24 protein-coding genes are annotated in these 21,360 nt (G+C 66.6%); 16 read left to right on the top strand and 8 right to left on the bottom strand.

What is annotated here, in order from left to right:
- The first annotated feature begins 48 nt into the window (after window positions 1-48).
- The 3 genes from trpA to HUU99_RS10315 all read left to right on the top strand — a co-directional run bounded on the left by trpA (window position 49) and on the right by HUU99_RS10315 (window position 3,127).
- Window positions 49-861, top strand: coding sequence for a tryptophan synthase subunit alpha (trpA, locus tag HUU99_RS10325; RefSeq protein WP_174286498.1), 813 nt, complete (start codon window positions 49-51; stop codon window positions 859-861).
- Window positions 858-1,709, top strand: coding sequence for an acetyl-CoA carboxylase, carboxyltransferase subunit beta (gene accD, locus HUU99_RS10320; protein WP_174286497.1), 852 nt, complete (start codon window positions 858-860; stop codon window positions 1,707-1,709). Before trpA ends, accD begins: the two co-directional genes overlap by 4 nt.
- Window positions 1,710-1,816: 107 nt before the next feature.
- Window positions 1,817-3,127, top strand: coding sequence for a bifunctional folylpolyglutamate synthase/dihydrofolate synthase (locus HUU99_RS10315; protein ID WP_174286496.1), 1,311 nt, complete (start codon window positions 1,817-1,819; stop codon window positions 3,125-3,127).
- On the opposite strand, the gene HUU99_RS10310 is transcribed toward HUU99_RS10315, so the two are convergent.
- Window positions 3,105-4,490 (bottom strand): AmpG family muropeptide MFS transporter, encoded by a 1,386-nt coding sequence (locus HUU99_RS10310; RefSeq protein WP_254603118.1) that lies wholly within the window; start codon window positions 4,488-4,490, stop codon window positions 3,105-3,107. The two genes, HUU99_RS10315 and HUU99_RS10310, sit on opposite strands and share 23 nt — an antisense overlap.
- Window positions 4,491-4,554: 64 nt before the next feature.
- On the bottom strand, window positions 4,555-4,983 hold the full coding sequence (locus HUU99_RS10305; RefSeq protein ID WP_174286495.1) for a response regulator: 429 nt from the start codon (window positions 4,981-4,983) through the stop codon (window positions 4,555-4,557).
- Window positions 4,984-5,224: 241 nt separating this feature from the next.
- Between HUU99_RS10305 and HUU99_RS10300 the strand changes: the two genes are divergently transcribed.
- The 5 genes from HUU99_RS10300 (at window position 5,225) to HUU99_RS10280 (ending at window position 10,756) form a co-directional block, all read left to right on the top strand.
- Window positions 5,225-6,421: a pseudouridine synthase gene (locus tag HUU99_RS10300; protein ID WP_438827180.1), complete on the top strand. Its 1,197-nt coding sequence runs from the start codon at window positions 5,225-5,227 to the stop codon at window positions 6,419-6,421.
- A complete protein-coding gene (rsmD, locus tag HUU99_RS10295) occupies window positions 6,421-6,963 on the top strand; it encodes a 16S rRNA (guanine(966)-N(2))-methyltransferase RsmD (protein WP_174286493.1) in 543 nt (180 codons plus the stop codon). Before HUU99_RS10300 ends, rsmD begins: the two co-directional genes overlap by 1 nt.
- A gap of 210 nt (window positions 6,964-7,173) precedes the next feature.
- On the top strand, window positions 7,174-9,450 hold the full coding sequence (locus HUU99_RS10290; RefSeq protein WP_174286492.1) for an ATP-dependent helicase: 2,277 nt from the start codon (window positions 7,174-7,176) through the stop codon (window positions 9,448-9,450).
- 245 nt (window positions 9,451-9,695) lie between these two features.
- Window positions 9,696-9,911 carry a DUF2283 domain-containing protein gene (locus tag HUU99_RS10285; protein WP_174286491.1) on the top strand — a complete coding sequence of 72 codons (216 nt, stop codon included), beginning with the start codon at window positions 9,696-9,698 and terminating at the stop codon, window positions 9,909-9,911.
- A gap of 428 nt (window positions 9,912-10,339) precedes the next feature.
- Window positions 10,340-10,756, top strand: a complete 417-nt coding sequence (locus tag HUU99_RS10280) for a hypothetical protein (protein WP_174286490.1) — start codon at window positions 10,340-10,342, stop codon at window positions 10,754-10,756.
- A 30-nt stretch (window positions 10,757-10,786) separates the two neighbouring features.
- Here HUU99_RS10280 and HUU99_RS10275 read toward each other — a convergent pair whose 3' ends face one another.
- The gene (locus HUU99_RS10275; protein ID WP_174286489.1) at window positions 10,787-11,200 is read right to left on the bottom strand and encodes a DoxX family protein; all 414 of its coding nucleotides are present in this window, start codon (window positions 11,198-11,200) and stop codon (window positions 10,787-10,789) included.
- Window positions 11,201-11,327: 127 nt separating this feature from the next.
- Between HUU99_RS10275 and HUU99_RS10270 the strand changes: the two genes are divergently transcribed.
- Window positions 11,328-11,789 carry a DUF3617 domain-containing protein gene (locus tag HUU99_RS10270; RefSeq protein WP_174286488.1) on the top strand — a complete coding sequence of 154 codons (462 nt, stop codon included), beginning with the start codon at window positions 11,328-11,330 and terminating at the stop codon, window positions 11,787-11,789.
- Here the strand turns inward: HUU99_RS10270 and HUU99_RS10265 are convergent, their stop codons facing one another.
- A complete protein-coding gene (locus HUU99_RS10265) occupies window positions 11,790-13,898 on the bottom strand; it encodes a prolyl oligopeptidase family serine peptidase (protein WP_174286487.1) in 2,109 nt (702 codons plus the stop codon). It abuts the gene before it with no gap.
- Between the two features lie 120 nt (window positions 13,899-14,018).
- Here HUU99_RS10265 and HUU99_RS10260 point away from each other — a divergent pair, with 120 nt between their 5' ends.
- Together HUU99_RS10260 and HUU99_RS10255 are read left to right on the top strand one after the other, a co-directional pair.
- A complete protein-coding gene (locus HUU99_RS10260; protein WP_174286486.1) occupies window positions 14,019-15,416 on the top strand; it encodes an MFS transporter in 1,398 nt (465 codons plus the stop codon).
- Between the two features lie 113 nt (window positions 15,417-15,529).
- Window positions 15,530-16,357, top strand: coding sequence for an alpha/beta fold hydrolase (locus tag HUU99_RS10255; protein ID WP_174286485.1), 828 nt, complete (start codon window positions 15,530-15,532; stop codon window positions 16,355-16,357).
- Window positions 16,358-16,385: 28 nt separating this feature from the next.
- Here the strand turns inward: HUU99_RS10255 and HUU99_RS10250 are convergent, their stop codons facing one another.
- Together HUU99_RS10250 and eno are read right to left on the bottom strand one after the other, a co-directional pair.
- Window positions 16,386-16,697, bottom strand: a complete 312-nt coding sequence (locus HUU99_RS10250; protein WP_254603117.1) for an FtsB family cell division protein — start codon at window positions 16,695-16,697, stop codon at window positions 16,386-16,388.
- A gap of 32 nt (window positions 16,698-16,729) precedes the next feature.
- Window positions 16,730-18,010, bottom strand: coding sequence for a phosphopyruvate hydratase (eno, locus tag HUU99_RS10245; protein ID WP_174286484.1), 1,281 nt, complete (start codon window positions 18,008-18,010; stop codon window positions 16,730-16,732).
- A gap of 134 nt (window positions 18,011-18,144) precedes the next feature.
- Here eno and HUU99_RS10240 point away from each other — a divergent pair, with 134 nt between their 5' ends.
- Genes HUU99_RS10240 through HUU99_RS10220 form a run of 5 tightly spaced genes read left to right on the top strand, consistent with a single transcriptional unit; the run spans window position 18,145 to window position 20,057 of the window.
- On the top strand, window positions 18,145-18,645 hold the full coding sequence (locus HUU99_RS10240) for a hypothetical protein (protein WP_174286483.1): 501 nt from the start codon (window positions 18,145-18,147) through the stop codon (window positions 18,643-18,645).
- Entirely contained in the window at window positions 18,645-19,001 is a 357-nt protein-coding gene (locus HUU99_RS10235) for a phage holin family protein (protein ID WP_174286529.1), read from the top strand. Before HUU99_RS10240 ends, HUU99_RS10235 begins: the two co-directional genes overlap by 1 nt.
- The gene (locus HUU99_RS10230) at window positions 18,998-19,318 is read left to right on the top strand and encodes a DUF3618 domain-containing protein (protein ID WP_174286482.1); all 321 of its coding nucleotides are present in this window, start codon (window positions 18,998-19,000) and stop codon (window positions 19,316-19,318) included. The genes HUU99_RS10235 and HUU99_RS10230 overlap by 4 nt, the downstream gene beginning before the upstream one ends.
- Window positions 19,315-19,788, top strand: a complete 474-nt coding sequence (locus HUU99_RS10225) for a hypothetical protein (RefSeq protein WP_174286481.1) — start codon at window positions 19,315-19,317, stop codon at window positions 19,786-19,788. The genes HUU99_RS10230 and HUU99_RS10225 overlap by 4 nt, the downstream gene beginning before the upstream one ends.
- A 38-nt stretch (window positions 19,789-19,826) precedes the next feature.
- Window positions 19,827-20,057, top strand: a complete 231-nt coding sequence (locus HUU99_RS10220; protein WP_174286480.1) for a DUF4170 domain-containing protein — start codon at window positions 19,827-19,829, stop codon at window positions 20,055-20,057.
- A 106-nt stretch (window positions 20,058-20,163) separates the two neighbouring features.
- Here the strand turns inward: HUU99_RS10220 and HUU99_RS10215 are convergent, their stop codons facing one another.
- Window positions 20,164-20,697 carry a rhomboid family intramembrane serine protease gene (locus tag HUU99_RS10215; RefSeq protein WP_254603116.1) on the bottom strand — a complete coding sequence of 178 codons (534 nt, stop codon included), beginning with the start codon at window positions 20,695-20,697 and terminating at the stop codon, window positions 20,164-20,166.
- A 110-nt stretch (window positions 20,698-20,807) separates the two neighbouring features.
- Window positions 20,808-21,284, bottom strand: coding sequence for a transcription elongation factor GreA (greA, locus tag HUU99_RS10210; RefSeq protein ID WP_174286479.1), 477 nt, complete (start codon window positions 21,282-21,284; stop codon window positions 20,808-20,810).
- Window positions 21,285-21,360 lie beyond the last annotated feature (76 nt).

Below are 21,360 nucleotides of genomic sequence, written 5' to 3'. Positions count from 1 at the left end.
GGCACGATGGACCCCGCCACGAGGCCGGGGTGACGGGGTGTATTCGGTATGACCCGTCTCGCCGCCGCCTTTGCCAAACCTTCCCCCGCGCTCATAGCCTTCGTCACCGCAGGTGATCCAACGCCAGCGGCCACCCCCGCGATCCTCGAAGCGCTCGTCGAAGGCGGCGCGGACGTGATCGAGCTGGGCATGCCGTTCACCGATCCGATGGCCGACGGCCCCGCGATCCAGGCCGCGAATATCCGCAGCTTGGGCGCGGGCACGACCACCGCCGACATCCTCGCGATCGCGAAGGGCTTCCGCGCGCGCCACCCGGACGTCCCGCTGGTCCTGATGGGCTATGCCAATCCCATGATCCGACGCGGGGCGGACCGGTTCGCCGCCGCGGCGAAGGATGCGGGCGTCGACGGCGTGATCTGCGTCGATATCCCGCCAGAGGAGGACGATGCACTCGGCCCGGCGCTGCGCGCCGCGGGGATTGCCGCGATCCGTCTTGCCACCCCTACCACCGACGCCGCACGATTGCCGACCGTATTGACGGGCGCGAGTGGTTTTCTCTATTACGTCTCCGTTGCAGGTATCACCGGTAAGCAACAGCCACAGCAGGATTCCATCGACGCCGCGGTCGCCCGGCTAAAGGCCGCGACCGAGTTGCCCGTCGCGGTCGGCTTCGGCATTCGCACCCCCGAACAGGCGGCGCAGGTCGCGCGCGTCGCGGACGGGGTCGTCGTCGGCTCCGCGATCGTCGAGATCGTCGCGCGGCACGGCGTGGGCTCCCCCGGCCCCGTCGCCGCCTATATTCGGACCCTCGCCGACGCCGTCGCGGGCGCAAGGCAAACCCTCATGGAGATCGGCGCATGAGCTGGCTCAACAGCGTCCGCAACGCCTTGCCGTTCGTCGCCAAGAAGGCGTCGACCGAGGAGAATCTCTGGCACAAGTGCAAGGGGTGCGGGCAGATGGTGTTCGTGAAGGAACTGGAGGAAAATCTTTCTGTCTGCCCGAAATGCGATCATCATGAGCGGATCGGGCCGAAGATACGGTTCGGCCAGATCTTCGACGGCGACTATCAGGTTCTGCCGATGCCGAGGGTCCCCGAGGACCCGCTGAAGTTCCGCGACTCGAAACGCTATGCCGATCGGATCAGGACCGCACGGACCGCGACCGGGGAACAGGACGCGCTCGTCAACGCGCGCGGGACGATCGGCGGGTATGGTGCCATCGTCGGGGTGCAGGATTTCGCGTTCATGGGCGGGTCGATGGGCATTGCGGTCGGCGAGGCGTTCGTGCGCGGCGTGGAGAACGCGGTCGCTGACGGGGTGCCCTATGTCATCTTCACCGCCGCCGGGGGGGCACGGATGCAGGAAGGCATTCTCAGCCTCATGCAGATGCCGCGCGCGACGGTGGCGATCGCGATGCTCCACGATGCGGGGTTGCCCTATATCGTCGTGCTGACCGATCCGACCACGGGCGGCGTCACCGCCAGCTATGCGATGCTCGGCGACGTCCAGATCGCCGAACCCGGCGCGCTGATCGGCTTCGCCGGCGCACGGGTGATCGAACAGACGATCCGCGAGAAATTGCCCGAAGGGTTCCAGCGCGCGGAATATCTGCTCGATCACGGGATGCTGGACATGGTGGTGCACCGCCGCGACCTGCCCGAGCGGATCGCGCAGACGATCGGATATCTGTGCGCGAAGCAGGCGGCGTAGGTGCCCCGTCATGCCGGGCCCGTCCCGGCATCCAGAGCCACGAGCGACACCGCCCCTGGCCCCCGGCACTAGGCCGGGGTGACGGACGTTTTGAAGCGGGATAGGTCATGCCGGATCACGCCACCTCCACCAATCCCGCCGTCCAGGCGCAACTCGACCGCCTCGCCACCCTCTCCCCCGGTGCCGACATCCTCGGCCTGGAACGGATCGTCACGCTCCTCGCGCGCCTCGGCGATCCGCACCGTGCGATGCCGCCGGTCTTCCACGTCGCGGGAACCAACGGCAAGGGATCGACCTGCGCGTTCCTGCGCGCCGCGATCGAGGCGGCGGGGTACAAAGTGCATGTCTATTCCAGTCCGCACCTCGTCCATTTCAACGAACGAATCCGGATCGCCGGGCGGCTGGTCGACGATGCCACGCTCGCGGGGCTGCTCGCGGAGGTTCTCGACGCGGCCGACGATATCGCGCCCAGCTTCTTCGAGGTCACGACGGCCGCCGCATTCCTGGCCTTTGCCCGCCATCCCGCGGCCGCGACGATCGTCGAGGTCGGGCTCGGCGGGCGGCTCGATGCGACCAACGTCGTCGCACCGGTGGTGACCGGCATCGCCGCGCTCGGCATCGACCATGAAGCCTTCCTCGGCGACCGGCTGATCGGCATCGCGGGCGAGAAAGCGGGGATCGCCAAGCGCGGCGTGCCGCTCGTCACGATGGACTATGCGCGGCCGCTGCGCGCCCGCATCGCGGCGGTCGCTGCCGCGGCGGGCGCGCCCGTGCTCGCCCGCAAACGCGACTGGTCGAGCGAGACCGCGCGGTCGACGATGCGGTATACCGACCCCGGATTTTCCGTCGTCACGCACCGGCCGCGGCTGGTCGGCGCACACCAGTCGCGCAACCTGGCGCTCGCCATCGCGATGCTGCGTCGTCAGGGCGCGCTGGACATTCCGGAGGCGGCGATGCGCGCAGCGGCGGAATGGGCGCAGTGGCCGGCGCGGATGCAGCGGCTTGCCCCCGGTCCGCTGGTCGATCGCCTGCCCGCGGGCAGCGCGGTCTGGCTGGACGGTGCCCACAACCCCTCCGCCGCGATTCCGGTCGCGAAGGCGCTTCGAAGCGTCTCGCAAGGGGCCGCGACACTGGTGCTGGGGATGCTCGCGAACAAGGACGCGACGGGCGTCCTCCGCGCGTTGGCCCCCGGTCTGCGCGATGCGATCGCGGTACCGGTACCGGGTCATCTGCATCATGCGCCCGACATCCTCGCCGGTGTCGCCCAATCGTTCGGACTTGCGGCCGGCACCGCCGCGTCGGTCGCCGATGCGATCGATCGTATCGGACAGACCGGCGAACCGCGCTGCGTCCTCGTGGCGGGATCGCTCTACCTGGCCGGCGACACGCTCCGGCTCAACGATCAGGTGCCCGACTGACGGCGGCCCGCGCATCGGGCGCGCTTTCCGGTTCCTCTACGCCGCTTTGCCGAACGCTTTCGACGACGAACCCCGCGCGCTGCATGAGCCACAGAAATGTCAGCCCCGGAATGGCGAGGCAGCAGCAGAAGACGTAAAAGCTCGGCCAGCCAAGCGCGCTGGCGACATACCCCGAGGGCGTCGTCGCAAAGGTCCGCCCGATCGCCGCCACGCTGGACAACAATGCATATTGGGTGGCGGTAAAGGCGGTGTTGGACAGACCGGCCAGATAGGTCGCGAAGACCGTAAGGCTGATCGCCGCGAACAGATTCTCCGTCCCGACCGCCGTCGCCAACAGCGCCCGCGAATGTCCCGTCAGCGCGACGCTGGCGAACATCAGATTGGCGACCATCATGATGACCCCCGCCCCGAACAGCAGCCGGACCATCCCGAACCGTGCGATCAATCCGCCCGCGATCAGCGATCCGATGACCAACGCCCAAAAGCCGACCAGCTTGTTGATCGCGATGAAATCGGTATCCGAATATCCCTGTGCGACGACCATCGGCGACAGCATATTCTGCCCGACCGCATCGCCCAGCTTATACGTCAGCACGAACAGCAGGATCAGCCACGCCCCCCGGCGCTGAAAGAAATCCAGGAAGGGCGCGACGACATTGTGTCGCAGGAAATGGACGAAGGTAGCCGCACTGAACGGTTCACGCACCGCCGTTCGCTTGCCGGGCCCAAGCCAGATCGAGGCGATCGCACCGGGCAGCACAAGGGCTGCGGTCACCGCATATCCCGATGCCCAGCCCAACCCGAGACCTTCGGTCGATGCCAGCCAGACAGTCCCCGCACCGGCAAGCAGATTACCCGTCCGATAGCCGACTTGGTTCGTTGCGGTCCCCTGCGCCAGTTCGTCATCCGCCAGCGTTTCGATCCGGTATGCGTCGATCACGATATCCTGTGTCGCAGACAGGAACGCCATGACGACCCCCCAAAGCGCGAACCGTCCGATATGATGCACCGGATCGCTTGCACCAAGCTGGATCACCGCGACGACCAACAGAGCCTGTACGGCGTAAAGCCAGGCACGGCGTTGCCCGACCAGCTTGGCGAGGATCGGGATCGACACGCCGTCGATGATCGGTGCCCACAGGAATTTGAGCGTGTAAGGCGTCCCGAGCGCGAAGGCGAAACCGATCGTCTTCTTGTCGACACCGACGCGCGACAGCCAGTAGGACATCGTCGACAGCAGCAGCACGAGCGGAAAGCCACTCGAAATACCCAACAGGAAAGCACCAAGCGGTGCCGGAGCAAAATAACCCTTCAGCGTCGCGACCGCTGACCCGCCGTCCGATCGCCTGTCCTGGTCCGCCACCCCAATCTCCCACCCTGCATGCGGATAACTCTAGCGGGATAGCAGGCGCTGGCTAGTGGCAGCCTCAAGCCGCCGCGAACAGCGTGAAGCCCGACGGCAGCCGCTTGGGCGTCTGCCCGCCGCGAGTCGCCTCGATCGCGGCGATCGACCCGAGCAGGTCGCGCGGGGCATAGGGTTTCGCAAGGCACCCGGTCGCGAACGAATGCGCGTCGACCGGGCAGTTGCCGGTCACGAACATCACCGCGACCCCGCGGCCATAGGCGGCGCGTGCGACGTCGATCCCCGATCCGTCCGCCAGACTGACATCGACCAGCACCAGATCGATCGTCGCGCCGCTTTCGATGACCGCCAGCGCATCCGCGACGCGGTCGACGGTCGCGACGATCGTGAAATCGGCATCGGTCAGGACATGTTCGGTATCGAAGGCGATCAGCGGCTCGTCCTCGACGACGAGGAGCCGGACGATCGACCGCTTCTTCCGCATGAACATCATGCCCGCCTTTTCCCCGGCGGGGTGCCCGCCTCGATACGTCCCTGTGCCTGCGCGCCTTAACGCGCGTTGACCACGTCGGTCGCAATTTTATTCGGTGACCCGTGCATAAGCCTGTATCAGCCGCCCGATGACGACCAGGATCAAGGCCCCGCGCGCCGAAACCGACACGCCGCGCGACGGCGACCGCATCGCCAAACTTCTCGCGCGCGCCGGGATCGCATCGCGCCGCGAGATCGAACGGATGATCGCGGAGGGTCGGATCGCGATCGACGGCGCAGTGCTCGACACGCCGGCGACGGTGCTGACCTCGCTGGCCGGCGTCACCGTCGACGGCAATCCCGTACAGGCAGCGGAGCCGACCCGGCTGTTCCTGTACCACAAGCCCCAAGGGCTGCTGGTGACCGAGCGCGATCCCAAGGGGCGACCCACGATCTACGAACATCTGCCCGACGACCTGCCGCGCGTCGTGCCCGTCGGTCGTCTCGATCTCGCGACCGAGGGGCTATTGCTGCTGACCACCGACGGCGGGTTCAAACGTCAGCTGGAATTGCCCTCGACCGGTGTCGAGCGCGCCTACCGCGCGCGCGCCTACGGGCAGGTGACGCAGGCGCAGCTCGAGGGTCTGGCGGAAGGCGTGGAGATCGAGGGGATCCGCTACGGTTCGATCGACGCGAACATCGAACGCCGGACGGGCGCGAATGTCTGGATCGAGATGATCCTGACCGAGGGCAAGAACCGCGAGGTCCGCCGCGTACTGGAACATCTCGAATTGCAGGTCAGCCGCCTGATCCGCACGCGCTACGGCCCGTTCGTCCTGGGCGAACTGGGCCCGGGCGAGGTCGGAGAAGTCGGCGAACACGACCTCGCCGCGTTCCGCCGTGCGCTCGGCGATGTCCGCCACGGCCGGTCGCGCGATGATTCGCCCGGTGCCACGATCGCGGTGGAGGCACGGTCGAAACCGCGCGCTGCCGCGACCCCGCGCAAGCCGCCACCCGTCGATCGCGCGCCGCGTTCCGCCGGGCCCGCGCGCCAGGAACCCAGCGCCCGCCGGTTCCGTACCGAACGATCGACGCGGGTCGGGGAAGCCTTGACGACCAGGCCACCGCGCGCCGACGACCGACGCCCGCCCGCCGAAGCCGCAGCGCAGCACCCGGCCCGGCCGCCGAGAGACGGAGACGCCGTCGCCGCGTCTCGCGGGACGCGCGGCGCTGCCCGGCGATCCGACGCACCGGCGGCCGATCGCCCCGGCAAATCCTCGCGCCCGGCCAAGCCCGCGGGTTCGACCCGGATTCGCGCGGACGGAAGCGCGGTAAGCGACAAGCGTCCGCGCTCGACCAAGCCCGCACCCGGCAAGGGCCCGGCGGGGGGCCGCGGACGGCCGTCCAGGACGCCGCAGGACAAGACGCCGCGGGGCAAGACGCCGAGGGACCGGGGCTGATGCGCGTCATCGCTGGCGCGTGGCGCGGCCGTCCGCTCGCCGCTCCCAGGGGCGAAGCGACCCGCCCAACCGCCGACCGAATGCGCGAGGCGCTGTTCTCGATGCTGACGAGCCGCGTCGGCAGTTTCGAGGGACTGGCGGTCGCGGACCTGTTCGCCGGATCGGGGGCGCTGGGGATCGAGGCCTTGTCGCGCGGTGCCGCGGCGTGCCTGTTCGTCGAACAGGACCGCGCCGCACTCGACGCGCTGAAGGCCAATCTCGCCAGGCTGGGCGCGCGCGCCGATGTCCGCGCGACATCGGTGATGGCGCTCGGCCCCGCCCCCGCGCCGCTCGACATCGTGATGATGGACCCGCCCTATGGCACCGGGGCCGGCGTGGTTGCGCTCGACAAGCTGTCGCGGCTCGGCTGGACCGGGCCTGCGACCTGGATCAGCATCGAAAGCGCGAAGGCGGAGGAAATCGCGCTGGCCGGTTTCGCCGTGGATGCGACGCGCGTCCACAGCAAGGCGCGGATTACGTTGTTACGGGCTGAAGCCGTTTAGCGTCCGCCTCCCCGGCGAAGGCCGGGGCCCAGGTGCGCTGTTCATGATTGTCGAGGTCGTCGCTTCCCAATGATGGTCTTGCAGCTGGGCCCCGGCCCTTGCCGGGGGGGCTGTGCGTCAATCGGGCGCGCCATCCTTTTACGCCGGATCGATCGCCATCACCCCGCACGACGGTTGCCCTAACCCGCCACGTTCACTACTTGTTCGCCGGTGACCAGCCTCGCCGCCCAGCCGACCGACCCGCCCTATCTCAAAGGCCTGAACCCGCCGCAACGCGAGGCGGTGCTGACGACCGATGGGCCGGTGCTGATGCTCGCGGGTGCGGGTACGGGCAAGACCGCGGCGCTGACGGCCCGCCTCGCGCACCTGCTGTATACGCGCAAGGCGTATCCATCCGAGATCCTGAGCGTCACCTTCACCAACAAGGCCGCACGCGAGATGCGCGACCGGGTCGGGCGGCTGGTCGGCGACATGGTCGAGGGGATGCCGTGGCTCGGCACCTTCCACGCGATCGGTGCGAAAATGCTCAGGCGGCATGCGGCGTTGGTCGGGCTGCAATCGAACTTCACGATCCTCGATACCGACGATCAGCTGCGGCTGCTGAAACAGCTGATCCTCGCCGCCGACATCGACGAGAAGCGCTTTCCTGCGCGCGCATTGGGCGGCGTGATCGACGACTGGAAGAATCGCGGTCTGAGTCCGCGCGAGATCGATGCGGGCGAAAGCGAACGCTACGCCAACGGCCGCGGCGGGGAGCTGTATGCGGCCTATCAGGCTCGGCTGAAGGCGCTGAACGCCTGCGATTTCGGCGATCTGCTGCTCCACATGCTCGTCATCCTGAAGACGCACCGCGACGTGCTGGAGCTGTACCAGCAGCGCTTCCGCTACATCATGGTGGACGAATACCAAGACACCAACAGCGTCCAGTATCTCTGGCTGCGGCTCCTCGCACAGGAACGGCGCAACATCGCCTGCGTCGGCGACGACGACCAGTCGATCTATTCCTGGCGCGGCGCGCAGGTCGAGAACATCCTGAAGTTCGAGAAGGATTTTCCGGGCGCGAAGGTCATCCGGCTCGAACAGAATTACCGCTCCACCCCGCATATCCTCGGTGCCGCTTCGGGCGTCATCGCGCACAATAGCGGCCGGCTCGGCAAGCAATTATGGACCGAGATCGACGCGGGCGAAAAGGTCCGCGTCGTCGGCGTCTGGGACGGTCCGGAGGAAGCGCGCCGGGTGGGCGACGATATCGAGACGGCGCGGCGCGGCGGCACGTCGCTGAACGACATCGCGATCCTCGTCCGCGCGCAGCACCAGACCCGCGAGTTCGAGGACCGGTTCATCGCGATAGGCATGCCGTACAAGATCGTCGGCGGTTTTCGCTTCTACGAACGCGCCGAGATCCGCGATGCGCTGGCGTATCTGCGCGTCGTCAACCAGCCCGCCGACGATCTGGCGTTCGAGCGGATCGTCAACGTGCCCAAGCGTGGTCTCGGCGACAAGGCGGTGGCGAAGGTCCATCAGCTGGCGCGCGCGCTGAACGTGCCGCTGACGATCGCCGCGGCGCGCATCCTCGACAGCGACGAACTGACCGGCGCGGCGCGCAACGCGCTCGGCCGGTTGGTCGGCGACATCGCGCGCTGGCGCGACATGGCGCAATCGATGCCGCACGCCGAACTCGCGCGGCAATTGCTCGACGAGAGCGGCTATACCGCGATGTACCAGGCGGAGAAGTCGGCCGACGCCGCGGGGCGGCTGGAGAATCTGTCCGAACTCGTCCGCGCGATGGAGGAATATGAGTCGCTCGGCGCGTTCCTCGAACACGTGTCGCTCGTCATGGACAATGAAGGTGGCCGCGACGATCCCAAGGTCACGATCATGACGATCCACGCCGCCAAGGGTCTGGAATACGACACCGTCTTCCTGGTCGGCTGGGAGGAAGGGCTGTTCCCCTCGCAACGTGCGATCGACGAGGGCGGCACCCGCGCGCTGGAGGAGGAACGCCGCCTCGCCTATGTCGCGATCACCCGTGCCCGGCGCAGCGCGACGATCCTCCACGCCGCGAACCGGCGCATCTACGGTCAGTGGAACTCCAGCATTCCCAGCCGCTTCGTCGGCGAACTTCCCAGCGAACATCACGAAGCGGAAACGACGATGTCGGGCGGCGCGAGCCTGTGGCAGGCGAATTGGAGCGAACGCGCCGACCCGTTCGCGGACATCGCCCGCGGCACCGGCCGCGGCCCCGGCTGGCAGCGTGCGGCGACGGTCGGCGGCTTCGTCCGCGAACCCTCGCGCGTGGTGGAGGCGCGGACCTCCGCGGTCAGTCTGGGCAACAAGGGCCGCAGCGACCTGTCCGTCGGCCAGCGCGTGTTCCACCAGAAGTTCGGCTACGGCGATATCGCGGAGATCGAAGGCAACAAGTTGGAGATCGATTTCGAGAGTGCCGGGCGGAAGCGGGTGATGGATTCGTTTGTCACGGTGGGATGACGTGAAGACTACGCGCTATTTCGCCGAGCAGGTCCGAGAGAAACGGCCGTATCTGCGCGACGCGTGGATTGTGCAAACGCTTGCCGATGCCGCGCAATCGGAGAGCAAGAGGATGGCCGAGTCCGCTTCTGGAGACGCGTTGAGCTTGAGCGCGGCAAGGCGTATATGCGGCGCGTTGTCACGCTGACGGACGGCGAGACCGTCCACAACGCATTCTTCGACCGCGATTATAAGGACGCCGATGCATGAAGCTGCATTACTACCCGGATACTGACAGCCTCTACATCGAACTGTCCGCTGGCGACAGCGTCGAGACCCGCGCGGCGACGGATAACGTCAATCTCGACTTTGATTCGGAAGGCGGGATTGTCGGCATCGACATCGATCATGCGTCGAAGCAACTCGACCTGACCACGCTGGAGACATCGGCATTGCCATTTCAGGTGCTGCGGGCGGCGTAACCTCGCAGCGGACTACCGACGCTGCATCCAATTCATGTCGTATTGCCGTCGGGCCGAACGGCTTAGCTAATTGAAAGGTCGCACTAAGCTGCCACCCGCTCCACCTCGATCGCCCCCTCCCGCGCCAGATCATACCCCGCCTGCATCCGCATCGGCGTGTCGGCGCTCAGCCCGAACGCCTTCTCGAACCGGATCGCCATCTCGACCGACAGCCCCGCCCGGCCCCCAGCAGATTGCTCATCGCCTGCCGCGTGACGTGCAATTTCGCCGCGGCGTCTGTCACGCTCAAGCCATGTAGACGCGGGGTCGGCTCTCCCCATCGGTCGAGGAACGTGCCGCGGCATGGATGCCCGGACAAGCCCGGCATGACGGATGCGCTCCCCACAAAACCCTGTCCTACACGGCCCGCCCCCGACATACCCTGTTCGATGACCCACGCTGAACCCGCCCCCGAACCCTATGACTTCACGCCCGTCGCGCTCGCCCGCGTCCGCCACGACGGATGGACGCCCGCGCGGCAGCGCGGGTTCATCGAGGTGCTCGCCGTCACCGGCGTCGTATCGGCGGCGGCGCGGGCGGTGGGGATGTCGGCGCAGTCGGCCTATCGGCTGCGCGATCGTCCCGGCGCGGAGAGCTTCGCGGCGGCGTGGGACGCGGCGCAGGACGAGGGCTTTACCCGCGCGCTGTCGCTCGCGATGCAGCGGGGAATCAACGGCTATACCGTGCCGCGCTTCTACGCCGGGCGGGAGGTCGCGCGCATCCACCGCTTCGACAACCGGATGGCGATGGCGGCGCTGAATACCCGCGCGCGCATGGGTCGACGCCCCGGCGGGTGGGAGCCGTGAATCTTGCGCACTACCATCACCTTTGTAAACTTAGCGGCGGCGCAGCGTCACCGCCCCGCTCGCCCACAGTGCCCACCACACGATCAGCGGCTGCAGCAGCAATCGCGGGCCGTGATACCAGATCGGCAGGCCGGTTCCCGTACCCAGATCGTGGATCGCGTGCTTGACGTTCGCCGGGTAGACGCACACCGCATAGGCGGCGAAGGCCCAGCCGGCGAGACGACGCCAGCGCGGCGTGAGCAGTGCGACGACACCCGCCAGCTCGCACACCCCCGTCGCGATCACCACCGCATGCGGGAACGGCACCCAGTCCGGTACGATCCGCACCATGGCATCGGTCGCGAGCAGATGCCCCACGCCGGCCACGGCGTAGAACGACGCCAGCAGCCAGCGGGCGATCGTCCGCCTGCGCTCCGCACCGCCGCCGTCTACCCGCTGCTCCATGCGCATTCTCCCGCGCCGGTCATGCGCCATTCGTCCGTGCAGGTCGATCCCGCCTTACCAGTCGATGACGCCTTGCCTCCGCGGTCGAATGTGCGGACAAGGCGGCGGGCGATGGAGGAGTGGCGTCATGAGATCGATCCTGCTGGGTATCGCCGCGATCGCGATCGGGGGCGCGGCGGCACCGGCGGCACGGCTCGCACCCGGGTTGTGGCGGGTCGATACCGTTCCGGTCGGCGCGACGCTAAACGGTCGGCCGCTCGGCGATCTGCCCTATACCGCGAACGGCCCGCAATCGGTGTGCATGTCCCCCGCCGAGGCCGCCGATCCCGCACGCTGGTTCGCGCGGGACTCGGGCACCGGCTGCGCGGTGTCGCAGGGTGCGATCGCAAACGGGCGAGTCGATATCCGGGCGAATTGCCCGGGACAGGCGGCCGGCGATGCACCGGGCACCGTCCAGCTGACGGGTACCTGGACGCCGGAACGATACGACCTTCGATTTGCAACGACGACGGTCGGCGAGAACGGGAAGATGGGGTTCACCGGGACGATCGCCGGCCGTCGCGTCGGAGCCTGCCCCGCGCGGAAATAGCTACCCGGCCGGTCCGAGCAGCTTCTGCGCGAAATAGGTCATCTGCAGCGCCTGAAGCCGTGCGCCCTGCGCGATATCCGCATCCCCCGAATGGCCGCCCGCAGTGTCCTCGTAGAACAGATAGGGCAGCCCGAATTCCTTCATCCGCGCGGCGAACTTGCGCGCATGTTGCGGCCCGACGCGGTCGTCCTTGGTCGTCGTCCAGATATAGGGCTCGGGATAGGCGACGCCCCGCCTCAGATTTTGATAAGGCGAGATCGTCTGGAGAAACGCCTTCTCTTCCGGATTGGCGACCGATCCATATTCGTCCACCCAGGACGCCCCTGCCTCGATCCCCTCGTACCGGACCATGTCGAGCAGCGGGACCTGAATCGCCACCGCTTTCCAGAGGTCGGGATGCTGGTTGAATTCCACCCCCATCAGCAACCCGCCGTTGGAGCCTCCATAGATGCCGAGCTTCGCCGCACTCGTCAGCTTCCGCGCTAACAGATCCTTCGCGACGCCGGCGAAATCGTCATAGATCACCTGGCGATGCGTCTTGCGGCCGGCATCGTGCCACGCCGGGCCGAACTCCCCGCCGCCGCGGATATTGGCGAGGACGTAGCTGCCGCCACGTTCGAGCCAGAGCTTGCCGATCGTCGCGGCATAGCTCGGCAGCATCGGGATCTGGAAGCCGCCATAGGCGGTCATGATCGTCGGGGTGGTGCCGTCGAGTACCACGCCTTTCTTGTGGACGACGAAATACGGGACTTTCGTGCCGTCGGTCGAGGTCGCCTCGAACTGCTCGACGACGTCGTTCGACGCGTCGAACTTCGCCGGCAGCGCCTTGACCGGCACCGGGGCCGCGGCGCTGGTGGTATCGAACGACACCAGCGTCGTCGGTGTCAGGAACCCCGTCGTCGCCAGATAGGCGTGGTCGTTGCGGTCGCTCGTCCCGGCCACGCCGAAACTTGCGTTATCGGGGAGCGCCATCTGCCGGGCGGTCCAGCCACCGGCACCGGGCGTATAGATCGCGACGCGACCGTTGACGTTGTCGGTGTAGAGCACGACCAGCCGGTCGCGCGTCGTGTCGCTGCCGGTGATCGCCTGGCGCGCGTTCGGCGCGAATATCACGCTCGGCGTCGCCGTTCCGCCGTTGATCTGCGCGAGCGGCACTGCCGCGATCGCACCCGCGGGCACCGAGCCCCAGGGGTCGCTGGTCTGGAAGACGACATGCCCGTCGATCATCCCCTGCGGGTTCGCGCGCGCCGGGATGTCGAGCTTCCTCGCGCCACCCTTCGCGGTCCACACCAGCTTGTCGCTGCCGAAGAACGTCTTCTGGCGCTCGATGAAGACGACGTGATTGCCCTTGGCGTCGGTCAGGGTCGAAGCGTAGGTGCCGAGCTGATCGCCGGGTTCGCCGCGATACACTTCGGTCGCGGCGGCCAACGTCTGACCGCGTTTCAGCAGCTTCACGACGAACGGATAGCTCGATGCGGTCATCGTTCCCGCGCCCCAGTCGCGGCTGACCATCAGCGTATCGGCATCGATCCACGCCGCGCCCTGCTTCGACTTGGGCAGCACGAACCCGCCCTCGACGAACGCGCCCTTGGCCAGATCGAACTCGCGATAGGTGACGGCGTCCTCGCCGCCTTCGGACAATGCGACGAGGCAGAGCCGTTCCTCGGGCTGGAGGCACGTCGCACCCTTGTAGACCCATTGCTTGCCGTCGGCCTTGCCGAGCGCGTCGAGATCGAGCGCGGTCGTCCAGTCGGGCGTGACGCCTGCGTAGCCGGCGGCGGTCGTCCAGCGCCAGATGCCGTGCGGGTGATCGGCATCGCGCCAGAAATTGTAGATCCGGCCGAACCGCTGTTCGGGCATCGGGATCCGGTCCTTCGCCGCCGCGATCGCCAGCGCTTCGGCATGGAAGGTCGCGTAGCGCGGGTCGTTCTCGAGCCGCGGCAGCGTCTTGGCATTCTCCGCCTCGACCCAGGCAAGCGGTTTTGCGCCGTCCTTGTCCTCCAGCCAGATATAGGGGTCGGCGGCGGTGTCGGCTTTGGTCATCGGCGCGGTCTGGGCGAAGGCGGTGGTGCTCGCAAGCATCGCGGTTGCCAAAAAAGTCCAGCGCATGCCAATTCCTCATCCCTCAACCCGGACTTGTTCCCGGGTCCATCGATCCGCATAGCAAATCGCTTATTGTTTGCGGCACGTCGGGCTCAGGCTCAAGGCCGGGGTGACGGGTTTGTAAGAATGATCTCAGACGGCCTTCCCTATCCCCGCCGCTTCTACGCCATCGGCGCGATCTCGTTCGGGACCGCGCTGATCGTGATCGATGGCGGCGTCGCCAATGTCGCGCTGCCGACGATCGCGCGCGACCTGCATGTCGACCAGAGCGCGGTGGTGTCGATCGTCACGATCTACCAGCTGACGCTCGTCATGCTGCTGCTGCCGTTCGCGGGGCTGGGCGAGCGGGTCGGGTTGAAGCGGATGTACCAATGGGGCCAGCTGGTCTTCACGATCGCGACGATCCTGTGCTTCTTCGCCAAGAGTCTCGCCTTCCTGCTGATCGTCCGCGCGGCGCAGGCGATCGGTGCGGCGGCGGCGCTCAGCCTGTCGTCCGCGTTGCTTCGGCAGATCTATCCCGCCAAGCAGCTTGGTAGGGGACTGGGCGTTAATTCGGTCGTCGTCGCCAGTTCAGCCGCCGCTGCACCGACGATCGGCGGGCTCGTGCTGGCGGTCGCGCCCTGGCCATGGGTCTTCGCCAGCGCGGTGCCGTTCGCGATCGGGTCGTTGATTCTCGGCCGCGCGCTGCCCGATCCGCCGCCGCGCGATGCGCCGTTCGACGTGCTGGGTGCGGTGATGTGCGCGGCGATGTTCGGGCTGGTGATCGGCGGGCTGGAGACCGCGGTGCACGGCCATAGCCCGGTGGTCTCGGCCGCGATCGTGCTGACCGGCGCGCTGATCGGCTATGCATTCGTGCGGCGCGAGCGCGGTGAGCCGAACCCGATCCTGCCGCTCGATCTCCTCGCGCAGCCCGTCCTCACGCTGTCGGTGATCGGCGCATACACCGCCTTCATCGCATCGATGACATTGCTGGTGTCGACGCCGTTCCGCCTGCATGAACTGGGTTTCGGCGCGGCGGCGATCGGTGCTGCGATCGCACCGTGGCCGCTGACCAACATGATCGTCGCCCCGCTCGCGGGGACATTGTCGGACCGCGTCCCGGCGGGGCTGCTCGGCGGGATCGGCATGGCGATCTCGATCGGTGCCCTCATTCTGCTGGCGCTTCTGCCCGCACACCCGACCTATTTCGACATCGCCTGGCGGATGGCGCTGTGCGGATCGGGGTTCGGGACGTTCATGCCGCCCAACGCGCGGCTGATCATCGGCTCCGCCCCGCGCGCGCGCGCCGCCGCGGCGGGCGGCCTGGTATCGACGGTTCGGCTGGTCGGACAAACGACCGGGGCCACAATGGTCGCGGCGTTGCTGGCGATCGGCGTCGGCACGAATTTCGTGCCGACGCTGGTGGCGGCGGGGTTCGCCCTCGTCGCCGGCCTGTGCAGCGTAGCGCGGCTGCGACCGTCGATGCGCAATCCGGGGCAGACCGAAACGCTGGATGCGGTGCCGACATTGAAGACGACCCGTTAGGCCCGGTCGACCCTATCGGTACCATGCTTATGGCGATCGCGTGATGACGCGCCATGGGAACACCGAACGCACGTCCTCGTTAGGCTTTCACGAGCCCGCGCAAAGGAACCACGATGCCCTACGTAAAGACCCGCGACGGCACCGATATCTACGTCAAGGACTGGGGTCGCGGACGACCCGTCGTCCTCCTCCATGGCTGGCCGCTCAACGCCGACAGCTGGGACCCCCAGGCGATGGCGCTGGCGAATGCCGGTTTCCGGGCCATCGCCTATGACCGGCGCGGGTTCGGTCGATCCGCCCAGCCATGGGATGGCTATACCTATGATACGCTGGCGGACGACCTGGCCGACGTCATGGCGGCGACGGGCGCGGACAGCGACGCGACGATCGTCGGCTTCTCGATGGGTGGCGGCGAAGTGGCACGGTATATGAGCCGCCATGACGGCAAAGGTGCGATCGCCGCCGGTCTTATCTCGTCCGTTGTGCCGTACATGCTGAAGACCGACGACAATCCCGATGGTACGCCGCAATCGACGTTCGATCAGATTGCGGCGGGCATCAAGACCGACCGCGCGAAGTTCTTTCGCGATACGTTCGTTCCGCAATTCTACGGCGTCGGCATGTTATCCAGCCCGGTCAGCCAGGAACAGGTCGATCATTCCGCCGCGCTTGCGATGATGGCGGGTTTGAAGCCGACCTTGGCCTGTGCCGAAGCGTTCGGGCATACCGACTTCCGCCCCGATCTGGCCGCATTCCGTGTACCGACGCTGATCGTCCACGGCACCGGCGACAAGACGGTTCCGATCGACGCGTCGGGTCGCGCCGCTGCGCGCGGCATCAGCAGCAGCCAGCTGGTCGAATATGACGGCGCACCGCACGGGCTGAACGTGACGGAAAGCGATCGGCTGACGAACGATCTGCTGACCTTCCTGGGAAGATGACCAAATCCCTCCCCGGTGAGGGAGATATTTATTTGAGCGGCACGATCACTTCGTCGGGATGCGTCACGTTCAGTTCCTTGCGAACCATCTCGTCGACCATATCGGGGTTGGCATGATCCGGATTGAGCAGTGCGACCCGATTGCGGAGGACGGTGCGCTTCTGGTCGAGTGCTGTATAATCACGCTCGTGCGCCGCCAGTTTCCGCCGATAGTCTCCATAGGCGAACATCCCGTTCGGGCCGAGAATCGCATAAGCCCCGAAAAAAGCCATCAGGGTCAGACCGGTCGCCGGCACCGCCGCGCGGCGCAGCGTGTTCGCGAAAGGAGACGGCTTTTTCATCGCAAGCGTTGAATCGTAAAAAGACCGGCGAATCAAGCCCCGATCAGGATATCGCGCCCCGCATAACGCCCGGCCTCGCCCAGTTCCTCCTCGATACGGATGAGCTGGTTATATTTGGCGAGCCGATCCGACCGCGCCAGGCTACCCGTCTTGATCTGCCCGCAGTTGGTCGCGACCGCCAGATCGGCGATCGTCGAATCCTCGGTCTCGCCGGACCGGTGCGACATCACCGCGGTATAGCCCGCCCGCTGCGCCATCGACACCGCCTCCAGCGTCTCCGTCAGTGTTCCGATCTGGTTGACCTTCACCAGCAGCGAGTTCGCAACGCCATCGGCGATGCCCTTCTTCAATCGCTTCGGGTTGGTCACGAAAAGGTCGTCGCCGACCAGTTGCACCTTGTCGCCGATAAGATCGGTCAATGCCTTCCAGCCAGTCCAATCGTCCTCCGCCATGCCGTCCTCGATCGAGAAGATCGGGTAGCGGCGAGTCAGGTCGGCGAGATATTCCGCCATCTCATGGCTGTCGAGGATCCGGCCCTCACCCGAGATATCGTATTTGCCTTGTTTGAAGAACTCGGTCGCCGCGCAGTCGAGCGCCAGCATGACGTCGTCGCCCGGCCGGTATCCGGCTTTCTCGATGCTCGCCATGATGAAATCGAGCGCTTCGGTCGTGCTGCCGATATTGGGCGCGAAGCCGCCCTCGTCGCCGACGCTGGTCGACAGGCCCTTATCGCTCAGGCCCTTCTTCAGCGTGTGAAAGATTTCCGACCCGCAGCGCACCGCTTCCAGCAGCGACGAGGCGCCGACCGGGACGATCATGAATTCCTGGAAGTCGATCGGGTTGTCGGCATGTTCGCCGCCGTTGATGATGTTCATCATCGGCACCGGTAGGATGTGCGCCGACACGCCGCCGACATAGCGATACAGCGGCAGTCCCCGCGCCTCCGCGGCCGCTTTCGCCGCCGCCAGACTGACGCCCAGGATCGCGTTAGCGCCAAGCCGCCCCTTGTTTTCGGTACCGTCCAGTTCGATCATCGCGCGGTCCAGATCCGCCTGATCCTCCGCGTCCATGCCGAGGACCTTGTCCATGATCTCGTCGTTCACCGCATCGATCGCCTGATCGACCCCCTTGCCGCCCCAGCGCCCCCGGTCGCCGTCGCGCTTCTCGACGGCCTCGTGCGCCCCGGTCGACGCGCCCGACGGTACCGCAGCGCGTCCGAAGCTGCCGTCATCGAGCAGCACGTCGACCTCCACCGTCGGATTGCCCCGGCTGTCGAGAATTTGGCGCGCATGAATGTCGATGATTGCGGTCACGTAACGATGCTCCTAGACTTTGCGCCAGATGGCGCGCGCTCTACATTTCTATCGTCAGCGCGGCAATCGTCGTGCCGATGGAACCGCAGCTCGGGCGGCGGGGTTGAAAGGCGATATGTTTCGAAAGGGCTGGCATGACCGACACGACCATCAGCGACGCTAATATGGCCGATCCCCCCGCCGAACCGAAAACGGCAGAGTCTTCGGTCGAACCGAAGGCCACCGACACGCCGTCCGAGCCGAAGACCGCGTCGGCTTCCGTAACCGATGGTTTCAAGGACAACGCGACGAAATACGGCGCTCAGGCCGCGGACAAGGCACGCGAATTCGCCGATACCGGCAAGCAGCGTGCGACCGGCGCGCTCGATCAGCTTTCCCAGATGCTCCATGACGCCGCCGGTCAGATCGACGAGCGGCTCGGCGCGCAATATGGCGAATATGCCCGCACTGCTGCCGGCCAGGTTTCTGGTTTCGCCGAACAGCTGAAGGCAAAGGATGTCGATGTGCTGGTCGACGACGCACGCCATTACGTGCGCAAGAGCCCTGCCGTCGCCATCGGCGTTGCCGCCGCGCTTGGTTTCGTGGTCGCGCGGCTCGTACAGTCGGGTGTCGACGCTAGCGGGACGGCGGATTGATGGCGCTGCTCGGGATGGAGGACACCGCAGTCGATCAGAACGTATCGACGCTCGTCACGCGCGTCGTCAGCGATGCGCGCGACCTTGCGGCCGCGGAGGTCGCTCTGGTCAAGGCTCGCATCGGCGAGCGGATCGCCGCGTACAAAAGCGCGGCGATCTTCTTTGCCATCGCCGGCGTTCTGGCATTGGCGGCGCTGATCGCACTGCTGGTCGGTTTGATCCTGACGATCGCGACATGGATCGGGCCAGGCTATGCGACCGCGGTCGTCATAGTGTCCACCCTGGTCATCGCGGCGGTATTGGGAATCATCGGCAAGGGGCACCTCGCCGCGCCCCGCCCGGAGGTTTTGCCATGACCGATCCGGCCAAGCGTCTCGTCGAGGCCGAACGCGATGCCATGGTTGCACGTGAACGGCTCTCGTCGACGGTCAGCACGCTTCAGGTAAAGCTCGATCCCAAGACGCTGGCCCGCACGACGGCGACCGAGATCGCGGATCGCAGCACCGCCGCTGCGAAGGCCGGGGTCGCAGGCGCGCGTCGCAATCCGACGATCGTCGCTGGCGTCGCGCTCCTCGCCGGTCTGTTCTTCGCCCGCCGTCCGATCGCAAAGGTCGTCCGCCGCACCGTAAGCAAGCCGGGCGAAGCCCCCGCGCCGTTGAAGGAACCATCATGACCGACCCCACTCACACCGAAGCTCGCGATTCGCATGGCCGCTTCGCGCATGACGCACCGGAGTCCGCTCCGCCCGCCGGCGGCCTCGCTTTGGTGAAGGACAAAGCCGGTACCGCGCTCGAGGTGTCACGCGACGCGGCGGCTGAAGCCGCCCGCCGCGCTTCGGAAGGAATCGAAGCCAATCCGCTGGGTATACTGGTCGGTGGACTGGCGCTTGGCGCGCTGATCGGCGCACTGCTCCCGCGGTCGGCGCAGGAGAAGGAATTGCTTGCGCCGGTAGGCAAATCGCTTGGCGGGCGTGCGCGGGCGGCGATCGCAGCGGCGCGTGAGACGGGCAAGACCGAGCTGGGTCAGATGGGCCTGACCAAGAACGCCGCCCAGTCGCAGATACGCGGGCTTGTCGAAAGTCTCGTCACGGTTGCGCAGAATGTCGGCACCGCCGCGGCGAAATCTGCCGCCGAGCACGGTTGACGCTTCTATCCGGGGACGTCAGCCGCTAGGAGACGGGGATGAGCAAGCTTCACCTCGTCTTCGGCGGCCGCGTTCGCGACCCGCGCGGCCTGGATTTCGACGATCTGAAATCGATCGAAATCGTCGGTGTATTCCCCGATTATGCCAGCGCCGAAAAGGCATGGCGTGCAGCGGCGCAGCGGACCGTGGACGATGCGGAAATGAAGTTCGTCGTCGTTCACATGCACCGGTTGCTTGAACCGGACATGCTGAAGGGTGCGAACGCGTAGCTGTTCTCCAGCGACCGCAGGAGCCGAGATTTTACCGGAGTTGCGCGTGGTATCCCAGGCTTGCCTAAGCAGGAGCACAACCACCGTCGCTGAGCGCGAACACCGCTCAGGCGTGCCGGTACCGCCACAGCATCAGCGGTCGCGCGAGTAACAGCCCTACAATGAACCCGCCGATATGTGCGCCGATCGCGATATTTCCGCCCATGCCTATGCCGGCGAAGCCGATCAACAGCTGGATGCCGACCCAGGCGAGGGCCAGCCAGACGATGTGCACCACATCGCCGGAGACGGGCCCGATCGCCGCTGCGCGACGGCGGCCGAACAGCAGCGCATAGGCCCCGACCACCGCAGAGATCGCACCGCTCGCCCCGATCATCGGCTGGACGAGCGAGGGGTCCATAACCCATTGGCCGAACGCCGCGAAATAGGCGCCGTCGACGTAGAGCATCGTGATCCCGACCGATCCGACGACCTTCTCGGTCGCTTGCCCGCAATAGGCCAGCATCACGAGATTGAACGCGATATGCCCGATCCCGCCATGCACCAGCGTCGCGGTCAGCGGCGTCAGCCACGCGGGGACCCAGAACAGATGATCCGGCGGCGATGATGTCGCGGCGACACGTAAAGGAATGAATCCCAACTCGATCGCCGCCCGGTCGAGCTGTCCGGCAAGCAGGATGGCTGCGGATATCAGGACCGTCGCGCCGGTGATCGCCCAGGTTGCCGGTGCCGCCCGAAGATGGAGGGCGCTCAGATAAACGCGATCTTGGACACGAGATAGTAGCGATCGCCCGACGGCACCGTCACCTCGACCTCGTCGTCGACCTTGCGCCCGATCAGCGCGCGGCCTAGCGGCGAATTATAGCTGATCCGCCCGACCTTCGCATTCGCCTCGGTCTGGCCGACGATCTGATAGGTGACGGGCTTTTCGTCCTCGTCGAGCAAAGTCACGGTCGCCCCGAATACGACCTTGTCGCCGGACAGATCCTTGGGATCGATGATCTGCGCGCGGGACAATTTGTCCTCGATGTCGGAGATCGTCGCCTCGTTCTGGCCCTGCTGCTCCTTGGCAGCGTGATATTCGGCGTTTTCCGACAGATCGCCATGTGCCCGCGCTTCCTCGATCGCGTCGACGATCAGCGGGCGCTCGGCTTTCAGGCGCTTCAGATCAGCGCTCAGCGTCGCATAGCCCTCCTGCAGCATCGGCATTTTTTCGACGGTCGCCATCGCTTCGTCCCCAATTCCCATTACCCCGCGCGGTCCGGTATCGGCCCGCCCACACATCATTCTGTCGATGTCGGGA

It is taken from the genome of Sphingomonas bacterium (assembly GCF_903642285.1).
Classification (GTDB): domain Bacteria; phylum Pseudomonadota; class Alphaproteobacteria; order Sphingomonadales; family Sphingomonadaceae; genus Sphingomonas.
This window is presented reverse-complemented; position numbering and strand designations above follow the sequence as displayed.